Genomic DNA, 21,154 nt, shown 5'->3' with positions numbered 1-21,154 from the left:
GTCCAAATTGAGCCAATGTTCACACTTGTTAACTTTGGTGGGACTGTCGTGAAATTTTCCCGAAACCCATCGCGCTTGCAAGAGGTGGATCACCGAGGTTCGATTGATTTTGTAAACATCTAGAAAATAATATGAACGTGGTAAATGGCTCATGGAAGCGGCTGAAAAAGTGCTCGCATGCATGAGGTTTGGAACGGGCATCGGAAGCGGCTGAAGTGCCGCCTCCGATGCGATGTGTCAGTGGTGTGCTGCAAGTGGCTGGGAAATGGCTTCGACGCCAATTCGCAAGGCCACAGGTCAAGTCAGTTGATCTTCGTGTTGCCTCGGTCTGGCTTTGAAGTTGTTTTTAGGAGTTGTCTATGTCTATCGGAAGTTCATCTCAATTGAATTCGTTCATGTCGCCGGTCGTCCGGCTGACCGTTCGCCTGGGCCTGGGGCTCGGCGTGGCCATGACCCTGGGGCTGGGCGGCCTGGCCGCCGCGCAGGGCACGAAGGCCGCGCCCGCGCCCACCGAGGCAGCGCAGAAGAAGACCGTGGCGGTCGTGCTGACGCAGGCCAAGGTGGTCAAGGACGCACAGGGCAAGGAGCAGCTGGTGGCGGCCGATTCGGTCAAGCCGGGCGACGTGCTCGAGTACACGGCGACCTACACCAACCACACGGGCAAGAACGTCACGGGTCTCGTGGCCAACCTGCCGATCCCCGAAGGTCTGGAGTACCTGCCCAAGACCGCCAAGCCGGGTGCGACGCTGGTCAAGGTCGCGACCAAGGACGGCGCTTTCGCTGCCGAGCCGCTGGCGCGCACCGTCAACGGCAAGTCGGAGCCGGTTCCGTACAACGAATACCGCTCGCTGCGCTGGACGCTGGGCCAGCTGCCCGCCAACGGCTCGGCTGCGGTGACCGCGCGCGCCAAGGTCGAAGCGGTCGTGCCGCCCGCGCCGGTGGCTGCTGCGGGCGAAGCGCAGAAGGTGGCGCGCGTCGCACCCTGAGTTCGCGGCGCTGACGACGGTCGCGGGCGGCGCTGAGCCGCGCTGACGGCCGCTTCTCTCTTTCTTTCCAAAACCCCGTTGGTTTTTCCATTGCCGGTTTCCGTTCGCGGAAATCCCCGGCCGGGGTGAGTTCGTCCTTTTTTTGACCTTTTTTGACCCCAACCCCGAGGAGAAACCCAAGTGACCCCTACCTTGTCTGCCCGTCGCACCGGCCCAGCGCCGCGCGCGCTCTGGGCGGGCGCAGCAGCTTTGACGCTGAGCTTCCTGTTTGGAAGTTCCGGTGCCCTGGCTGCGGCTCCACCCGCCAACACCATCATCGGTAACCAGGCTTCGGCCACTTACCTGGACCCGAACGGCGCCAGCCAACTGGCCACCTCCAACCTCGTGCAGACGACGGTGCAGCAGGTCGGCTCGTTCAACCTGGACACCTACACCTCCGTGACGACCAACGTGGTCAACACGAAGACCGGCGCCGCGGGCACGACCGTGTACGCACCGCACGTGCTGACCAACACCGGCAACGGCTCCGACACCTTCACGTTCACCGTGACCGCACCGGCCAGCCCGAACGGCTTCACCAAGGTCGAAGTGTTCGCCGACGCGAATGCCGACGGCGTGCCCGACAGCACGACCGCGCTGTGCTCGGTCGTTCCGGGTGCTGTCTGTAATGTTCCGGCCCAGACCGTGGCAGGCAACAACGGCACGTTCCCGTTCGTCGTCGCGTACTCGATCCCGAGCACCGCTTCGTCGGGCACCTTCACCTCGCCGGTGGCCGCGACCATCACGGCCACCGCAGGCACGCCGGCGCTGTACGCCGCCGGCAACCTGACGGCAGCCGACGTCGACAACGTGAACCTCACGGACAAGGCGGCCTTCAATGCCACCAAGAGCCTGAGCGTTCCGTCGGTCGCCTGGTCGGCCAATGGCGGCACCTGGCCCGCGGCTTCGACGAGCGGTCCGCGCTCGGTCACCGGTTGCGCTGCCACCGTGGCAGGCGCGACCACGCCGGCCGCAGGCTGCGTCTACACCACCTACACGTTGAAGTTCAACAACACGGGTGGTGCAGCTGGCCGGTTCGCCTTGACGGACACGCTGCCTGCCGGCTTCACGTACGTCCCCGGTTCCGCGGTCTGGAGCAACGCCCCTGGCGTCGCGCTCACGGATGCGGCAGCGGGCGACACGGCCGGGATCGATTTCAGCGCCGCTGGAAACGACCTGACCGTCGTCGTGAACACGCTGCAGCCGAACGTCACGCAGACGGTGAGCTTCGTGGTGATGGTCAATGACACGGCGGCCATCGGCACGTCGACCACGACCAACACGGCCAAGTACAACCCTGTCGACGCACCGGGTGCGACCTCCACGACCCCTGGCACGACGGGTTCGCCGACCAACCCGGCGAGCTACAACGTCATCGGCACCTTCGGCATCATCCTGGGTTCGGCTGACGCCACCGCCAGCCCGACGGCCTCGAAGGACACCGGTGCGGGCAACCCCAACACGAGCGTGGCCGACACCACGACCGTCGCCAGTGCAGGGGCCGGCACCACGGTGAAGTTCAAGCAGACCGCGTTCAACACGGGCAATGCCACGGACGTCGTGAACCTCACGGTGGCTGCGGGCAGCACGTTCCCGGCCGGCACGACCTTCAAGTTCTTTGCCGCCGACGGCGTCACGCCGTTGATCGACAACAACAGCGACGGCGTGCCCGACACCGGTCCGATCGCGGCCAACGGCAGCGTTCAGTTCGTGCTGGCGGCCACGCTGCCGGCCTCGGCAGCGCCGGGCACGGGCGGCACGGCGATCGTCACCGGTACCTCGACGGGCGATGCCACGAAGACGGAATCGACGCGCGACACGCTGACGAACGTGACGGGTGTGCTGGTCGACCTGACCAACAGCACCGGCGGTAGCAACGACCCGCTCAAGGGTGACCTGGGCACCGGTCCGAGCGCACAGCCGACGACCGTGAACTCGACGCCTGCGGGCACGGGCACGATCTTCACGCTGTTCGTGAAGAACAACGACTCGACGGCCAACACCTACAGCCTGGCGGCCAGCCAGAGCAACAGCTTCCCGGGCAGCCTGCCTGCGGGCTGGACCGTCAAGTTCGTGGCGGCAGGTACGACCTGCACGGGCGCAGCGGTCACCACCTTGGCTGTCGCCGGCAACGCGCAAGCGCCGGTCGATGCCTGCGTGACGCCGCCTGCCTCGCAGACGCCGGTCACCGGCCAGGCGATCTACTTCCAGGTGCGTTCCACCATCGCGACCTCCACGGGCGTGGTGGCGATCGACACGAAGCTGGACGCAGTGACCGTGACCACGGCCAACACCTTCGGCGCGACCCTCACGCCGAACAACAACGGCCAGGTCGCTCCCGGCGGTTCGGTGGTGTATGCCCACACGGTGACCATCACCGGCGCGCAAAGCTGCGGTACCAAGTACAACGTCACGGCCACGCTGCCTGCAGCCGACGTGACGGCGGGCTGGACCACGGCGCTGTACGTCGACGTGAACGGCGACGGCCAGATCGACGGCGGCGACACGCTGGTGACGAACGGCACGGTCACGCCGACCGCACCGGCCACCGGCACCGCGCTGGACAGCGGCAAGACGCAGAAGCTGCTCGTCAAGGTGTTCGCACCGGGCGGCGCCACGGCAGGCGCCACCGACACCGCCACGGTGACGGTGACCTTCCCTGACGTCGCAGCCTGCGGTTCGCCGACGGCCACCGACATCACCACGGTCATCACCGGCCAGATGCGCCTCGTGAAGACGCAGGCGCTGGACGTGAACTGCGATGGCACCGAGGTCCCGTCCTCGTCGGCCCCGCTGGTCGCCAAGCCGGGCGAGTGCCTCGTGTACCGCGTCGTCGCGACCAATGAAGGCTCCGCTCCGGTGACCAACATGTCGATCAACGACGCCGTGCCGGCCTACACCACCTTCACGGGTGCGACGCAACCTCCGGCGCCCACGCGGTGCACGTCGACCGGTGTGACGCCTGCCTTCGTGCCGGCGAACTACACCTCGACCGCCACCACGGTCGCTTGCGGCAGCGCAGCCAACACGGTCGCACCTGGCGGCACCGCCACGCTGCTGTTCTCCGTGAAGGTCAACAACTGAGCTTCACCTGAGTGAAGCGGAGCCGATGGGCACAAGCCCATCGGCTCCTTCGCACAAGGCATGCGAAAGCCTGTGCGTTTTTCCTTTGCGCCTTCTCTCTCTTCCTCTGTCGAGGCGAGGGCGCAAACGAAAAAGTTCTTTCGTTTCTTCTGATCCCCACGCGGTGATCGATCAAGGGTTCGCGGCATGCTGTTCACTTTCAATCCCAGGAGCACACACCGGCCATCGTGGCGCGGATGGGCTGCCGCGCTCGCCGCTGGCGCGGCGCTGCTGCTGGGTGGTGCCGTGCAGGAAGCGAACGCCGCACCGGCCCCCGCCGGCATCGTGATCCGCAGCATCGCCACGGGCACCTACGTGCCCAACGGCCTGGCGCAGACCGAGACCATCTCGTCCAACGAAGTGATCGCCACGGTGCTGCCTGTTGAGGCCTTGGTGCTCACGCAGGATCAGTCGCTGTCGCGCCCGCCCGCCAGCATCGTCACGCTGAGCCACCTGCTCACCAACACCGGCAACGTCGCCTCCACCTACACGCTGGCGCTGGCCAACAACGCCGGCGGCTGCGCGGCCGACACGCTCGATCTGTCGGCGCTTCGCGTGGTGCGCGACAGCAACAACAACGGCGTGGTCGATGCGGCCGATCCGGTGGTGCAACTCAACGCGGCGGGTGCCCTCGCGCTCAAGCCCGGCGAGACCGCTGCACTGCTGGTGCAGGGCACCATCCCCACCGCTGCGACCGGCGTGGCCTGCGTGGGCCTCACGGCCACCACCGCGCTGCAAGGCCTCACCGCCATCAACCGCGACACCGTCACCGTCGGCAACGCCGCCGCGCTGCAGCTGGTCAAGTCGGCCAGCTACCCCGGCAACGTCATCCCTGGCCAGACGCGCATCGACTTCTCGGTCTCGGGCACCAACATCGGCGCGCAGGACGCGCAGCCTTCCAACGTCATCGCGCCCACCAACACGCCGCTGCTGGTCAACGGCGCGCCTTCCGCATTGGTCCTCGTGCGCGACCCCGTGCCCGTCGGCACCCAGTACGTGCCCGGCACGCTGCGCACCACCGCCGCCAACGCCGTCAAGCTGTACCGCCTGGCCAACGATCCGGCGTTCAGCTACCGCACCGCCGAAGACGCCTCGGCCGTCGAAGTGGCCATCGGCATCTCCACCCCCGTGGCGCGCAACGTGTCCATCGCGATGCAGTTCGCCGTCAAGGTCAACGCCGACCAGGTCGGCGAGATCCGCAACACCGCGCACAGCACCTACAACGACGGCACGGGCCCGGCCACCGTGCCTTCGAACACCATCGTCATCAGCTCCACCCAGGCGCGCATCGGCGTGGCCAAGGCCGCGTCCACCCCGCGTGTGAACCGCAGCGCCGACGGAAAGACCGACGGCACCGCCACCGTGCGCTTCAGCGTCAACGTGCGCAACTACGGCACGTCATGGCTGTACGGCGTGCAGGCCGCCGACGTGATGGAAGGTGCAGGCGCCACGCAGTTCGGCACCTACACGGCAGCCGCCGTGCCCGGCGCGAACCAGTACACCATCGTGCCCGGCTCGATCGTGATCGCGCCCGCACCCAGCGGCGGTACGGTGGCAGCAGCGAACCCCGCCTTCAAGGGCACCGCCGCCGCCTCGAACCTGCTGGCCGACGGCGCCGTGCTGCCCGTGGGCGCGCAACTGACGGTGCAGTTCGATGCCCGCATCAACTTCACCGGCCGCACCGGCACCTTGTTCAACACCGTCAAGGCCTCGGGCGCCCTCAATGCCGGCGGCCCGGCGGTGGCCCTGGACGACTCCGTCAACGGCGACAACCCCGACGCCGACGGCGACGGCAACCCCAACAACGACACCTCGCCCACGCCGGTGTCGACCCAGCTGCCCACGCTCACGCTGACCAAGCAGGCCTCCATCGCCCGACGCGTGTCGCCCGGCGTCTACGAGCTGGACTACACCTTCAAGGTCACCAACACCGGCGCCGTCGCCGCACCCAACGTGCGCGTGATCGACAACCTGAACTGCACCTTCGACATGGACAAGTCGAGCGGGCAGGTCGCCTCGTGGGAACTGCTGGGCCCGCCCAAGGCCGCCAACGGCAACCTCAACGCCGCCACCGGCTTCACCGGCCGCGCCACCTGCAACCGCACCACGCAGGACAGCGCCGACCCGTTCCAGCTGCCCACCGAAGTGGCGCTGAGCCTGACCGACGGCGCCCGCGCGCTGGCCCCGGGCCAGAGCGAGCAGATCCGCCTGAGCGTGCGCATCACCGAGAAGCCCGCCGCCATCGGCGGGCGCGTCTCGCTCACCAACAAGGCCTGGGCCGCCGCCTTCGAGCAGAACACCGTCAACGTCACGCCCACGATGCTGCTGGCCGCCACCGCCACCTCGGTGCAGTCGCTGCTGGTCGATCCGCAAGGCACGGTCTACAACGCATTGACGCGCCAACCCGTGGCCGGCGCGCTGGTCACCTACACGCGCCAGTCGTGCAGCAGCGGCACGGCCGGCCCCATCACCGCGGCCGAGATCTACGGCGCCGATTCGGGCACCTACACGCTCAACCCCAACGGCAGCATCTCGATGACCACGGGCGCCGACGGCGCCTACCAGTTCTACCTGCAGACGCCGCCTGTGACGGGCCTGTGCACGTACGCGCTGTCGGTCACGCCACCCGCAGGCAGCGGCTACGTGTACCCCTCGCAGCTGATCCCCGTGACCGGTGGCTCCTTCACCAGCTGCGGCGCCGTCGTGCCCAGCGCCGTGCCCCCGAAGGATGCCGACCCGACCAGCTATTACTTCCAGGTGCAGGCTGGCGCGAAGCCCGACGGCACGCCGTGCGACGCCGTGCACAACCACATCCCGCTCGACCCGGGCAACATCCTGGGCCTGGTGCTGCGCAAGGACGGCAGCAAGCGCCAGGTCGAGTTCGGCGACTTCATCGACTACGCGCTCACCGTCACCAACAAGACCGGCTTCCCCGTCACCGGCGTGACCTTCAACGACACGCTGCCCCCGGGCTTCGCCTACGTGGCCAACAGCGTGCGCCTGAACGGGCAAGTGGTGCCCAACCCCGCCGGCGGCGCCGGCCCGGGCCTGATCTTCAATTACCCCACGCTGGTGGTGGCCCCCGACCAGTCGGCCATGGTGCGCTACCGTGTGCGCATCGGCGTGGGCGCGCCCACCAACGGCGACGCCATCAACCGCGCACGCGCCACCTCGGGCCCCATCCAGTCGAACCTGGCCAACTGGACCGTGCGCGTGACGGGCGGCGTGTTCTCCGACGACGCCTTCGCCTTCGGCAAGGTGTACCTCGATTGCAAGCGCGACGGCAAGCAAGAGGGCGCCGACGAGATCGGCGTGCCTGGCGTGCGCCTGTACATGGAAGACGGCACCCACGTCGTCACCGACATCGAAGGCAAGTGGAGCCTGTACGGTCTCAAGCCCGTCACGCACGTGCTGCGCCTGGACCAGACCACGCTGCCGCTGGGCGCCAAGCTCGAAGTGCTCGACAACCGCAACTCGGGCACCCCCGAGAGCCGCTTCGTCGATCTGAAGAAGGGCGAGTTCCACAAGGCCAACTTCATCATCACGAACTGCGACGAGAAGAGCGTCATTGCCGACGTGGCCGCACGCCGCGCCGCCATTGCCGCGCGCCCCGACACCGAGGCCGAAGCCCAGGTGCGCCTGCGCCTGGACCCCGAAGGCAAGGTCGTGCCCGTGGGCGACGTGCGCGGCCTGCCCGCCACCGGCCAGGCCCTGGCCAGCGGCAGCACCGGCGCGGTGCAACCTACCTCGGCGCCGCTGATCGCGTTGCCCGTGGCGCCGGCCAACGCCAGCAGCTTCGTCAGCGGCGGTGGCGGCAACATGGGCGGCACGCTGGGCGTGCAGCCCGCGATCCCCACCGGCAGCCTGTTCTCGCCACTGAACGGCGTGCCCACCTCGGGCCTGCCGTCGTCGACCACCAGCGGCTCGGCCACCGGCGTCGGCGCGCAAGCCATGCGCCCCATCGGCACCGGCGGCGCGATGCTCGAACCGCGCACCAACCCGCTGCTGCCCCAGGCAGTTCCGAGTCCCATCGAACTCGAGACCCTGCTGCCCCAGCTGGAGAACAACACGCTGGGCTTCATCGGCCTGAAGGACCGCGACACCGTCGCCGGCCAGTCGATCAACGTGCGCGTCAAGGGCACCGCCGGCACCTCGTTGCGCCTGAGCGTGAACGGCACCGCGCTGGAAGAACGCCGCGTCGGCAAGAAGACGCAGCTGGCGTCCAAGAACATCGCCGCCTGGGAATACATCGGCGTCGCCCTGCGCCCCGGCACCAACACCCTCAAGCTCGAAGCCGTGGACGGCTTCGGCAACGTGCGCGGCAGCGCCGACGAGATCACCGTCGTCGCCCCCGACAAGCTCGGCGCCATCGAGGTCGACCTGCCCGAGGTGGCCCGCGCCGACCTGCGCACCCCCGTCGTCGTCAAGGTGCGCCTGATCGACGCGGCCGGTGTGCCCGTGACCGCCCGCACCCAGCTCACCCTGGAGACCGACCGTGGCCGCTGGCTCGCCGAAGACCTGAACCCGACCGAACCCGGCACGCAGGTCTTCATGGATGGCGGCGCGGCCGAGTTCCAGCTGATGCCCCCGGGCGAACCCGGCGATGCGCGCCTGCGTGTGAGCGCCGGCACCTTCGTCAAGGAAGTGCGCCTGGCGCTGCTGCCCGAGATGCGCCCCATGATCGGCGTGGGCATCGTCGAAGGCGTGCTCGACTTCACCAAGCGCGGCAAGCTGCCCATCGGCGCCATGCCTGCCGGCGCCGCCTTCGAGGCGGAACTCTCGGGCCTGAAGGACGAAGGCACCAACAGCCGCGCCAGCGGTCGCGCCGCCTTCTTCTTCAAGGGCACCGTCAAGGGCGAGTACCTGCTCACGGCCGCCTACGACTCCGACAAGACCCGCAAGGACCGCCTGTTCCGCGACATCCGCCCCGACGAGTTCTATCCGATCTACGGCGACTCCGCGGTCAAGGGCTTCGACGCCCAGAGCACGCAGAAACTCTACGTGCGCATCGACAAGAACCGCTCCTACCTGCTGTACGGCGACTTCACCACCGCCAGCAGCACCGAGGTGCGCAACCTCAGCCAGAGCAACCGTTCGCTCACGGGCCTGAAGCACGTGTACGAGGACGAGAACGTGCGCGCCACCAGCTATGTCTCGCGCACCGCGCAGACCCAGCAGGTGGAGGAGTTCCGCGCGCTGGGCACCTCGGGTCCGTACTACCTGAGCGCCAGCAACGGCGAGTTCGTGGACAACAGCGAGCAGATCGAGATCGTGGTGCGCGACCGCAACCAGCCCAACATCGTGCTGCAGCGCACGGCCGTGGCGCGCTTCGTGGACTACACGGTGGAGCCGCTCACGCGCCGCATCCTGTTCACGCACGCCATCGCCTCCATCGACGCGAACCTGAACCCGCAGTCGATCCGCGTGACCTACGAAGTGGACTCGGGCGGCCCCAAGTTCACCGTGGCCGGCACCGACGTGCAGGTCAAGGTCAGCGAGAACCTGCAGCTGGGCGTGGTGGCCTCCACCGACCAGAACCCGCAGAACAAGCGCAACCTGCAGGCGCTCACGGGCGTGGCGCGCATCGGCCAGAACACCAGCGTGGCGGGCGAGCTGGTCAAGACCGACTCCGACGACAAGGGCCACGGCCACGGCGCGCGCGTGGAAGCGCGCTACCAGGACGAGAAGCTGGCCGTGGTGGCCCTGGCGGCCAAGACCAGCAAGGGCTTCGACAACCCCGGCGCGAGCTTCTCTGCCGGCCACACCGAAGCCTCGGCGCGCGCCGAGTACCGCGTCGACCCGACCCTGGCCGTGCGCGGCGAGGTGCTCTACAGCAAGGACGCAACCCAGGTCGACGAGCGCAAGGGCGCGACGGTGAGCGTGCAGAAGAAGCTCAGCGACAAGACCGTCGCCGAGGTGGGCCTGCGCCACGGCCAGAGCAACAACGCGCTGGGTTCGAGCTCGGGCTTCGACTACGGCCAGATCTCCACCTACAACGGCCAGATGGGCAGCAGCATCGGCGCCAACAGCGTGACCACGCTGGGCGCGGCCGCCGCTGCAGCCGGCGTGGACACGCAGAGCCAGACGACCGTGCGCGGTCGCCTGTCGACCGAGGTGCCCGGCGTGGCCGGTGCGCAGGTGTTCGTGGAAGGCGAGCAGGACCTGAAGGACGGCAAGCGCCACGTGCTGGCTGTCGGCGGCAACTACGCCATCACCGACAAGACGCGCGTGTACGGCCGCTACGAGCTGATCTCCACGCTCAACGGCCCCTACGAGCTGGACAGCACGCAGCGCAACAACACCGGCATCGTCGGCATCGAGAGCAACTACATGGAAGGCGGTCGCGTGTACAACGAGTACCGCATCGCCGACGGCGCCGAAGGGCGCGGCGTGCAGGCGGCCATCGGGGTGCGCAACACCTTCAAGGTCAACGAGCAGATCCGCGTGACCGGGGGCATCGAGCACACGCGCGACATGAGCGGCTACAGCAACAGCAAGAACACCGGCACGGGCTATGCCGGCGGGCTGGGCGAATCGACCGCCATCACCAGCGGCATCGAATACATCACCGACCGGATCAAGGCCAGCGGCGTGTACGAAGCGCGCCGCGGCGACGACGCGAACACGCGCCTGTTCAGCGCCGGCTTCGGCTTCAAGCTCGATCCGTCCTGGAGCCTGCTGGCGCGCAGCATCGTGAGCGACAGCGAAGGCCAGGGCGCCAACGCGGGCAACGAGCGCCACCTGCAGCGCCACCAGATCGGCATCGCGTACCGGCCGGTGGACGACGACACCTGGAACGCGCTGGCACGCTACGAGCGCCGTTCGGAGCGCGTGGTGGGCGCGGGCAACGCCGCCGGCGCGCTGCAGGGCAGCAGCGTCTTCGGCGCCGACAACGGTGCCAGCCTGCCGGGCAAGACCAGCGCGGACATCGTCTCGGCGCACGTCAACTACAACCCCGAGCCGGGCAAGGCGGTGATGGCGCGCTACGCCTTCAAGCTCAGCCGCGCCGACGACGGCACGCTGGCCAGCAAGTACTGGGCGCACCTGGTGCAGGCGCGCTACACGCAGGACATCAACCAGGACTGGGACTTCGGCGTGCAGGCCGGCCTGCTGTACGGCAAGGGCGGCGCGCTGCAGAAGACCTTCGGCGTCGAGGTGGGCTACCAGGTGCAGAAGAACATGTGGGTGTCGGCGGGCTACAACTTCGTGGGCCTGAGCGACCGCGACCTGACGGCCAACGAGTACACGAGCAAGGGCGCCTATGTGCGGCTGCGCTTCAAGTTCGACGAGACGCACCTGGGGTTTGCTTCGGCGGGCGCCGATGCGAACGTGGCCAAGGCACAGAAGGCCGAGAAGGTGGCTGCGGATGCGCCGGAAGTGGCGCCGCTGCCGATGCGCACGGTGCTGCAGGCCGAGGCGCTGTTCGAGCCCGCCAAGTCCTTCATCAAGCCGCAGGCGCACGACACGCTGAACACGCTGGCCGCGCAGATCAAGGCGACCGAGGCGCAGGTGGTGATCCACATCAGCCACTCGGACGCGCAAGGCAGTGCCGACGACCGCATGCAGCTGGTCGCGCAGCGGACCAACGCGGTGCGCAGCTACCTGATCGGGCGCGGCGTCGACGTGCTGCGCCTGCGCACCGACACCAAAGAAGACACGCCGCCTGTCGCGGGCGATGACAGCAGCGCCAAGAGCCGCTGGGTCGTGATCGCTGCGGCCACGCAAGAAACCCGCTGAACGAGACCATGATGCAAAGCAGAACGAGAAACGAAGCGGGCGGGATGGCGCGGCTCGGCGGGGTGTTGAAGGGCGTGCTTGCCGCGACGGCCTTGTGGCTGTTTGCCATGCCGGGTGCGCAGGCGGCAGTCGCTGCGTGCACGCCGCAGTCGGGCTACAACACCTGCGTGGCGTTCACCTACTCGGGTTCGGCGCAGACCTTCACGGTGCCCGCAGGCGTGTCTTCGGTGCGCGCCACGATGTGGGGCGGTGGTGGTGGCGGCTCACTGGCGGCAGGCGGCAACTCGGCCAACGGGGGCGCCGGCGGCTTCGCCGACGGCACCGTGTCGGTCACGCCCGGCACCGCCATGGCGGTGACGGTGGGGCAGGGCGGGCAGAACGGTGGCACCGGCTCGACCTATGGCCGCGGCGGTGGTGGTGGCACTGGCGCGAACGCGGGCGTCGCCGGCTCTTCCGGCGGCGGCATGAGTGCACTGTGGAGCGGCAGCACGGAATTTTCGGCAGCCGCCGCACGACTGATCGCAGGCGGCGGTGGCGGCAGCGCGTTCTGGACCGACGTCGGCAGCCCGGTGTCGGGCGGCGGCGGTGGTGTCAACGGTGGCTCGTCCTCCGGCACGGGCGGACGAGGCGGTACCCAGGCCGCCGGCGGCGCGCGCGGCACCCCGAGTGCGGGGACCGTCGCAGCCACCTGTCCGGCTGGCACCGACGGCAGTGCCTTGCAGGGCGGCACCGGATGCTCGGCGGTCGGTGGCACCCCCGTCCAGTACGAGGGCGGCGGCGGTGGCGGCGGTGGCTGGTTCGGCGGCGGCGGCGGCATGGCCCAGTGCAGCAATACGCCCAATCCCGTCTCGGCCGGCTGTTCCTATAACGGACCGGGCGGCGGCGGCTCGGGCTTCATCGGCACGGGGGTCACCGGCGGTGTGCTCACTGCAGGGGCCGACGGGAGCTACTCGGCGACTTCCAATCCGGGCAACACGAGTGCGCCCTACCAGTCGGGTGTCGGCGTGGGCGGGTCGCGCAGTTCGTTGACTGGGGACACCGGCGGCAACGGCCTCGTGGTGATCCAGTTCAACGTGGTCAGGCTGCAACTCGCGAAGGCCTGGTCGGCCGGCAGCAACACCGGCGACGTGGCGAGCATTGCCGCCTCCACGGGCGGTACCAACTTCTTCGGCGCCAGCAACACCTCGGCCTTCACCTCGACGGCGTCCACTGCCGCTTCCAGCTCCGTCGTGGGCGTGAACATCGGCAACGTCATCACGCTGCCCGCGGAAACGCTGACCACCGGCACGCTCGCGAACTACAACACCGTGCTGTCGTGCACCGTGAACAGCGGCGCGATGGCCAGCACGCTCAGCGGCACCAACGGACAGGTATCGAACACGCTGACGATCGCCCTCGGCGACATCGGCAAGGACATCGTCTGTACCTACACCAACACGCGCAAGACCGCGACCTTGCAGCTGGCCAAGTCGTGGAACCCCATCAGCGTGACGGGCAACGTGGCGAACATCGGCGCCACCACGGGCGGCGCGGCCAACACCGCGGCGTTCTCGTCGACGGCGCCGACGGCCAACACCAGCGCGACCGTGACCGTGGCGGCCGGCAACACGATCACCTTCCCCGCGGAAACCATGAACGGCGGCGTGCTGCCGAACTACACGACCGTGCTGTCGTGTACCGCCGGTGGCGGCGCGACGGCCAACACGCTGAGCGGCACCAACGGCCAGGCGACCAACACGCTGGCGATCGGACCGGGCGACGCGGGCAAGGCCATCGTCTGTACCTACACCAACACGCCGAAGACCTCGACGCTGCAGCTGGTCAAGTCGTGGGGCGCCAACAGCTTCACGGGCAACGTGGCGAGCATTCCGGCCTCCACGGGCGGCACCAACAACACCACGGCCTTCACGGCCACGGCCCCCACGGGCGCGAACAGCGGCACCGCCGTGACCGTGGCCACGGGCAACACGATCACGCTGCCGGCCGAGACGATGTCGCCGGGCACGCTGGCGAACTACAACACCGTGCTGGCCTGTACGGCCGGCGGCGGCGCTACGGCCAATGCGCTCAGTGGCACCAACGGACAGAACAGCAACACGCTGCTGGTCGGCGCGGGCGATGCGGGCAAGGCCATCGTCTGTACCTACACCAACACGCCGAAGACGGCCACGCTGCAGATCGCCAAGGCCTGGGGCGCGAACAGCATCGCCGGCAACGTGGCGAGCCTGGGCGCGAGCACGGGCGGCGCGAACAACACCGCCGCCTTCACGGCGACGGCGCCCACGGGCGCCAACAGCGGCACGGCCGTGACCGTGGTCGCCGGCAACACCCTCACCTTCCCCGCGGAAACGATGACGACGGGGACGCTGGCGAACTACAACACGGTGCTGGCCTGTACGGCCGGTGGCGGCGCCACGGCCAACGCGCTCAGCGGCACCGACGGGCAGGCCACCAACACCCTGCTGGTCGGCCCGGCCGATGCGGGCAAGGCGATCCTGTGTACCTACACCAACACGCCGAAGACGGCCACGCTGCAGATCGCCAAGGCCTGGGGCGCCGGCGCCATCAGCGGCAACGTCGCGAGCATCGGCGCGAGCACGGGCGGCGCGAGCAACACCTCGGCGTTCACGGCGACCGCGCCCACGGCGGGCAACAGCGGCGCCGCAGTGAACGTGGTGGCGGGCAACACCATCACGCTGCCCGCCGAGACGATGCCCACGGGCTCGCTCGCGAGCTACAACACGGTGCTGTCGTGTACCGCCAATGGCGGGCCCACGGCCAATGCGCCCAGCAGCACCAACGGCCAGAACAGCAACACGCTGCTGATCGGCGCGACCGACGCGGGCAAGGCCATCGTCTGTACCTACACCAACACCGGCAAGCCCGCGACCCTGACCCTCGCCAAGCGTTCGCTCGGCGGTGTGGCCGGCTTCGACTTCACGGGCACCAACGGCGTGGCGGCGCACACCATCACCACCACCGTGGCCGGCACGGCCGTCAACGGGCCGCTGCAGACGCTGACCGCGACGGGCACGGCGACCACCTTCACCGAAACCTACACACCGGCCGCGGGCGTGCCCGACTACGTGATCACCGACGTCAGCTGCACGGGCATGGGCAGCGGCGGCACGGTGACGCGCGGGACCGCGCAGAACACGAACCAGTTCACGCTGAATGCCGCGGCGACGGTGGCGGGCTCGAACATCGTCTGTACCGTCACCAACGCCAAGGCGCCGACGGTGCAGCTGCGCAAGAAGTGGGTCAACGCGCTGGTCAACGACGCCTTCACGTTGACCGCCTCGGGCACGGTGCACCCGAACCACAACATCGGCTACGCCTTCAACCTGCAGGCCACGGCCAACACGCCCAACGAAACCGACACCGGCGGCGCGGCGCGCGTGGCGGTGGGCGACACCGTGACCCTGGGCGAGACGCCCTTCGGCACCAACGCCGGCTCGTACACCGCCAGCGCCTGGAGTTGCACCGGCGGCGGATCGCTCAGCGGCAACCTGCTGACCCTGGGCAACGCCGATGCGGGCCTGCCGATCATTTGCGAGATCACCAACACCGCGAAGACGGCGACCGTCACGCTGGCCAAGACCTGGTCGGGCGCGATCGTCAACGACGCCGTGAACATCAGCGGCACGGGCCTCACCACGCTGGCCTCGGTGGCCAACACGGCCGCCGAAACCGACACCGGCACCGCGCAGGCCGTGCCCGTGGGCAGCGTCATCACGCTGGCCGAGAGCTTCACCACCGGCAGCGCCGCCAACTACACGAGCGCACTGAGCTGCACCGGCACCAGCGGCCTGTCGGGCAACACGCTGACGGTGGGCGCGGCCGACACGGCCATCGTCTGTACCTACGCCAACACGCGCAAGACGGCGGCGGTGACGCTGTCCAAGAGCTGGAGCGGCGCCATCGCCGGCGACAAGGTCAACCTGACGGTCAGCGGCAGCGCCGCCGAAGTGACGGGCGCGACCGCCGGCACATCGACCGCGCCGGCCAGCACCACCAACGCCACGGCCACCGCGGCCAGCGGCGCCACGGTGACGCTGGCCGAGGCCTTCACCACCGGCAACGCCGCCAACTACACCACCACGCTGGCCTGTACCAAGGTGTCGGACGGCAGCACGGTGACGGTGAGCGGCAGCGGCCTGAGCCGCACCTTCACCATGCCGTCGGACAGCGCGGTGAACTGCGCCTACACCAACACGCGCAGGACCGCGACGCTGCAACTGGCCAAGGCCTGGAGCGCCGGCAGCACCACCGGCAACGTGGCGAGCATCGGCGCGACCACCGGCGGCGCGAACAACACCGCCGCGTTCACGGCGACGGCGCCGACGGCGGGCACCAGCGGCACCGCGGTGTCGGTGGCCGCGGGCGACACGCTCACCTTCCCGGCCGAGACGATGACCACGGGCACGCTGGCCAACTACACCACCGTGCTGTCGTGTACCGCCGACGGCGGCGCCACGGCCAACACGCTGAGCGGCACCAACGGCCAGGCCAGCAACACGCTGGTGGTCGCTGCGGGCGACGCGGGCAAGGCCATCGTCTGTACCTACACCAACACGCCGAAGACGGCCACGCTGCAGATCGCCAAGACCTGGGGCGCGAACAGCATCGCCGGCAACGTCGCGAGCATCGGTGCGAGCGCGGGCGGATCGAGCAACACCACGGCCTTCACCGCGACGGCGCCCACGGGCGCCAACAGCGGCACGGCCGTGACCGTGCAGGCCGGCAACACGATCACGCTGCCGGCCGAGACGATGGCGCCGGGCACGCTCGCCAACTACACCACGGTGCTGGCCTGTACGGCCGGCGGCGGCGCCACGGCCAATGCGCTCAGCGGCACCGACGGGCAGAACAGCAACACGCTGCTGGTCGGCGCGGGCGACGCGGGCAAGGCCATCGTCTGTACCTACACCAACACGCCCAAGACCGTCACCGTGCAGCTGCGCAAGGCCTGGAGCGCGGACAGCACGAACGGCGACGTGGCCAGCATCGGCGCCACCTCGGGCGGCAGCAGCAACACGACGGCGTTCACCGCGACCGCACCCACCGCCGGCAACAGCGGCACGGCGGTGTCGATGGTCGTCGGCGGCACGCTCACGCTGCCGGCCGAGACGATGACCACCGGCTCGCTCGCGAACTACAGCACCGTGCTCGCGTGTACCGCCGACGGCGGTGCGACGACCAACCCGCTGAGCGGCACCAACGGCCAGGCGAGCAACACGCTGGCGATTGCCGCGGCCGACGCCGGCAAGGCCATCGTCTGTACCTACACCAACGCGAAGAAGACGGTCACCCTGCAGGTGCGCAAGGCCTGGGGCGCGAACAGCGAGGCGGGCAACGTCGCCAGCATCGGCGTGACCACGGGCGCAACCAACAACACGGCCGCGTTCACCGCGACCGCGCCCACGGCCGGCAACAGCGGCGCGGCGGTGGTGGCGGCCGTGGGCAACACCATCACGTTCCCGGCGGAAACGATGCCCACCGGCACGCTGGCCAACTACACGACCGTGCTGTCGTGTACCGCCGACGGCGGCGCCACGGCCAACGCCCTGAGCGGCACCAACGGCCAGGCCAGCAACACGCTGGTGATCGGCGCGGGCGACGCCGGCAAGGCCATCGTCTGTACCTACAGCAACAACCGCCTGCCGACGGTGCAGATCCGCAAACAGGCGCTGGGCGGCACGGGCACCTTCGCGTTCAGCGGCACCAACGGCTTCGGTTCGGACAGCATCAACGTCTCGGTGTCGGGCTCGACGGTGGTGGGCACCATCAAGACGCTCACCACCGCCAACACGCAGACGGTGCTGACCGAAGTCGCGGCCTCGATGCCCGGCGGCTTCGCGTTCTCGGGCGCGACCTGCACGGGCCTGGCGGGCGGGGCGACGGCGGCCGTCGACCTGGTGGCGGGCACCGTCACGCTGCCTGCGGCCGGGCTGACGAACGGCACGGCGGTGGTCTGTACCTTCACCAACACGCTCGCGGCCATCGTGAGCGGCCGTGTGTTCCTGGACAACGGCGTGGGCAGCGGCACGGCCAACGACGGCATCGTCAACGGCGGCGAGGGCCCGCTGTCGGGCGTGAGCGTGCGGCTGACCAACTGCGGCGCCACCGTGTACGCGAGCGCGCTCACGGACGCATCGGGTGCCTACAGCCTGAGCGTGCCGGCCGGCACGGCCACGGGCTCGGCGATGTGCGTGGAAGAAACCAACCCCGGCACGCGCGTGTCGACCGGCGCCTCGGTGGGCAACGTCGCGCTGCCCTCGGGCTCGGCCGTGGCCGCGGCCGGTGGCACCTACACCTACACGCGCACCGGCACGCCGGATCGCATCGCCTTCAGCTGGAACGGCACGGGCCACGCCAACCTGAACTTCGGCGACGTCGACAACAGCGCCTTCGCGACCGACGGCGCCAAGACCGGCCTGCCGGGCAGCACCGTGACCTACGCCCACACCTTCACGGCCGGCACGGCAGGGCAGGTGCGCTTCAGCGTGGCGAGCGAGACGGCCACGCCGGCCATCACCGGCTGGACGACGAAGGTCTTCGCGGACGTGGGTTGCACCGGCAGCCTGCAGGCCGGCGCGGCGCAGCTGTACCCGCCGAGCGCGGCGGCCACGCCCGTGGCCTTCGCGGGCAAGGTCTGCGTGATCGTGCAGGAGTTCATTCCCGCCACGGCGCCGCTGGGCTCGAACAACAGGGCGACGATCCGCGCCGACTTCACCTATATCAACGCCAGCCCGTCGCTCAGCGGCAGCTTCACGCTGGACGACCTCACGACGGTGTCGGGCGTGGCGCTCGAGCTGAAGAAGGAAGTGCGCAACATCACGCAAAGCGGCACCTTCGGCGTGAACAACCAGGCCAAGTCGGGCGAGACGCTCGAGTACCGCATCACCTACACGAACAACGGCGACGCGCCGATCCGCAGCATGGTCGTGAACGACATGACGCCGGGCTACACCACCTTCGTGAGCGCGACCACGGGCACCACGCCGGCGTCGCTCACGGGCTGCGTGAAGAACACGCCGGCGAATGCACCGCCTGCGGGCGCGGTGGCCTGCGCCACGGTTCAGCCTGTGGGCGGCACGGGCGCGATCGACTGGCGTTTCACCGGCACGGTCGAGCCGGGCGGCACGGGCTTCGTGTTGTTCCAGGTGAAGGTCGACTGAGCACCGACCCCGGCACCGGGCCCGGTCAGAACTCGCGGTAGTCCCGGATGCGCGCGCGTGCGAGTTGCTGCGCTGCTGCAACGGCCGCCGGATCGGCCGCCGCCGCATCGGGCAGCCAGTGGAAGGCGTCCGGGCCGTGGCACAGCAGCAGGCCGTCCTTGAAGCGGCGGGCCTTGGTGTAGGCCTCCCAGCCGTGGCGTGCCTCGCTGTGGCGGCCCCGTGCGTGGGAGCCGTTCTCCGACAGCGAGAAGTCGATCTCGTCGTCGTAGAACGGGCTTTGCCTGAAGCGATGAAGGGCCAGCCGCGCGATGGCCGGTGCGCTCAGCAGCAGCGCGATGCCGACCGCGAACACAGCCGCCAGGGCAGGGATGCCTTCGCAGGCGCTCACGATCAGGGCCACGGCAAACAAGAGGGCCAAGGGCCACTTGAATCGGACCCACCAGCGCTGCTGCAAATTGCGCAGAAAGCCGGTGAACAAATGGTCCTCCGAGAACTGAAAGCGGTACGTGATCTGCATCTGTCCATTCTGATGTCGGCGCACGGAGCGGGATTCTGACGATTTCTCCAGTCGCCGATGCGCCCCGGCAATGTTTCAAGTTGGGGCGTTGCCACACCAGACACCCCAAACGACGCACCTTCTGAGGGCTTTTCGCCTCAATCTGGTTCTCCAATCCGGCAAAATGCAGGATTCGCATAAGGTTATGCACCGTTTTGGAAAACAGAGGATTGGAATGAAGCACGCATCCGCCGGGGGGTTCCTCGCACACGTCGCACAACGCAACCCCGGACAGCCCGAGTACCTGCAGGCCGTGACCGAGGTCATGGAAAGCCTCTGGCCCTACATCGAGAAACACCCCAAGTACACGAGCCACAGCCTGCTGGAGCGGCTGGTCGAGCCCGAGCGCGTGATCATGTTCCGCGTGTCCTGGGTGGACGACCACGGCGAGGTGCAGGTCAACCGCGGTTTCCGCATCCAGCACAGCCTGGCCATCGGCCCCTACAAGGGCGGCATGCGCTTCCACCCCTCGGTGAACCTGTCGATCCTCAAGTTCCTGGCCTTCGAGCAGACCTTCAAGAACGCGCTGACCACGCTGCCCATGGGCGGCGGCAAGGGCGGCGCCGACTTCGACCCCAAGGGCAAGAGCCAGGGTGAGGTGATGCGCTTCTGCCAGGCGCTGGTGACCGAGCTGTTCCGCCACGTGGGCTCCGACACCGACGTGCCGGCCGGCGACGTGGGCGTGGGCGGGCGCGAGGTCGGCTTCATGGCCGGCATGGTCAAGAAGCTCACCAACCGCGCCGACTGCGTGTTCACCGGCAAGGGCCTGAGCTTCGGCGGTTCGCTGATCCGCCCTGAAGCCACCGGCTACGGCAACGTCTACTTCGCGCAGGAAATGCTCAAGCGCAAGGGCCGCAGCTTCGACGGCCTGCGCGTGAGCGTCTCGGGCGCGGGCAACGTGGCGCAGTACACCATCGAGAAGGCCATGGCGCTGGGCGCCAAGGTGGTCACCGTGTCCGATTCGAGCGGCACCGTGGTCGACGAGGAAGGCTTCACGCCCGAGAAGCTGGCCGTGCTGATGGACGTGAAGAACCACCTCTACGGCCGCGTGAGCGACTACGCCGAGCGCACCGGCACCCGCTTCGTGGCCGGCGCCACGCCGTGGCACGTGCCGGTCGACGTGGCGCTGCCCAGCGCCACGCAGAACGAGCTCAACGAGGAAGACGCGCGCACGCTGGTGAAGAACGGCGTGGTGTGCGTGGCCGAAGGCGCCAACATGCCCTCGACCATGGAAGCCGTGAAGGTGCTCGAAGGCCACGGCGTGTTGTACGCGCCGGGCAAGGCCAGCAACGCGGGCGGCGTGGCCACGTCGGGCCTGGAGATGAGCCAGAACGCGGCGCGCCTGTCATGGACGCGCGACGAGGTCGATGCGCGCCTGCTGCAGATCATGCAGGGCATCCACGAGTCGTGCCTGCACTACGGTTCGCGTGCCGACGGCAGCGTGAGCTACGTCGATGGCGCGAACATCGCCGGCTTCGTGCGCGTGGCCGATGCGATGCTGGCGCAGGGCGTGGTCTGACGATTCAGGTTCG

The 21,154-nt window shown here is 68.9% G+C and carries 6 protein-coding genes; 5 read left to right on the top strand and 1 reads right to left on the bottom strand.

The features are described 5' to 3' along the window. The first annotated feature begins 395 nt into the window (after positions 1-395). The 4 genes from AC07Q9_RS01620 (at position 396) to AC07Q9_RS01605 (ending at position 19,066) form a co-directional block, all read left to right on the top strand. Positions 396-986, top strand: coding sequence for a hypothetical protein (locus AC07Q9_RS01620; protein WP_495307008.1), 591 nt, complete (start codon positions 396-398; stop codon positions 984-986). Between the two features lie 180 nt (positions 987-1,166). Continuing rightward, positions 1,167-4,109: a hypothetical protein gene (locus AC07Q9_RS01615; RefSeq protein ID WP_495307007.1), complete on the top strand. Its 2,943-nt coding sequence runs from the start codon at positions 1,167-1,169 to the stop codon at positions 4,107-4,109. 186 nt (positions 4,110-4,295) lie between these two features. Beyond that, a complete protein-coding gene (locus AC07Q9_RS01610; protein ID WP_495307006.1) occupies positions 4,296-11,885 on the top strand; it encodes an OmpA family protein in 7,590 nt (2,529 codons plus the stop codon). Between the two features lie 11 nt (positions 11,886-11,896). After that, positions 11,897-19,066 (top strand): prealbumin-like fold domain-containing protein, encoded by a 7,170-nt coding sequence (locus tag AC07Q9_RS01605; protein WP_495307005.1) that lies wholly within the window; start codon positions 11,897-11,899, stop codon positions 19,064-19,066. 25 nt (positions 19,067-19,091) lie between these two features. Here AC07Q9_RS01605 and AC07Q9_RS01600 read toward each other — a convergent pair whose 3' ends face one another. Further along, the gene (locus AC07Q9_RS01600) at positions 19,092-19,583 is read right to left on the bottom strand and encodes a hypothetical protein (RefSeq protein ID WP_495307004.1); all 492 of its coding nucleotides are present in this window, start codon (positions 19,581-19,583) and stop codon (positions 19,092-19,094) included. 214 nt (positions 19,584-19,797) lie between these two features. Between AC07Q9_RS01600 and gdhA the strand changes: the two genes are divergently transcribed. After that, positions 19,798-21,141: an NADP-specific glutamate dehydrogenase gene (gene gdhA, locus AC07Q9_RS01595; protein ID WP_492681272.1), complete on the top strand. Its 1,344-nt coding sequence runs from the start codon at positions 19,798-19,800 to the stop codon at positions 21,139-21,141. Positions 21,142-21,154 lie beyond the last annotated feature (13 nt).

It is taken from the genome of Variovorax sp. GW821-FHT09A10, from assembly GCF_059418385.1.
Note: the sequence above shows the minus strand (reverse complement) of the source record. Positions and strands in the feature narration are given on the sequence as shown.

Coding starts and splice junctions, on each gene's coding strand:
- AC07Q9_RS01620 (WP_495307008.1), top strand. CDS start 396: ATGTCGCCGGTCGTCCGGCTGACCGTTCGCCTGGGCCTGGGGCTCGGC.
- AC07Q9_RS01605 (WP_495307005.1), top strand. CDS start 11,897: ATGCAAAGCAGAACGAGAAACGAAGCGGGCGGGATGGCGCGGCTCGGC.
- AC07Q9_RS01600 (WP_495307004.1), bottom strand. CDS start 19,583: ATGCAGATCACGTACCGCTTTCAGTTCTCGGAGGACCATTTGTTCACC.
- gdhA (WP_492681272.1), top strand. CDS start 19,798: ATGAAGCACGCATCCGCCGGGGGGTTCCTCGCACACGTCGCACAACGC.
- AC07Q9_RS01610 (WP_495307006.1), top strand. CDS start 4,296: ATGCTGTTCACTTTCAATCCCAGGAGCACACACCGGCCATCGTGGCGC.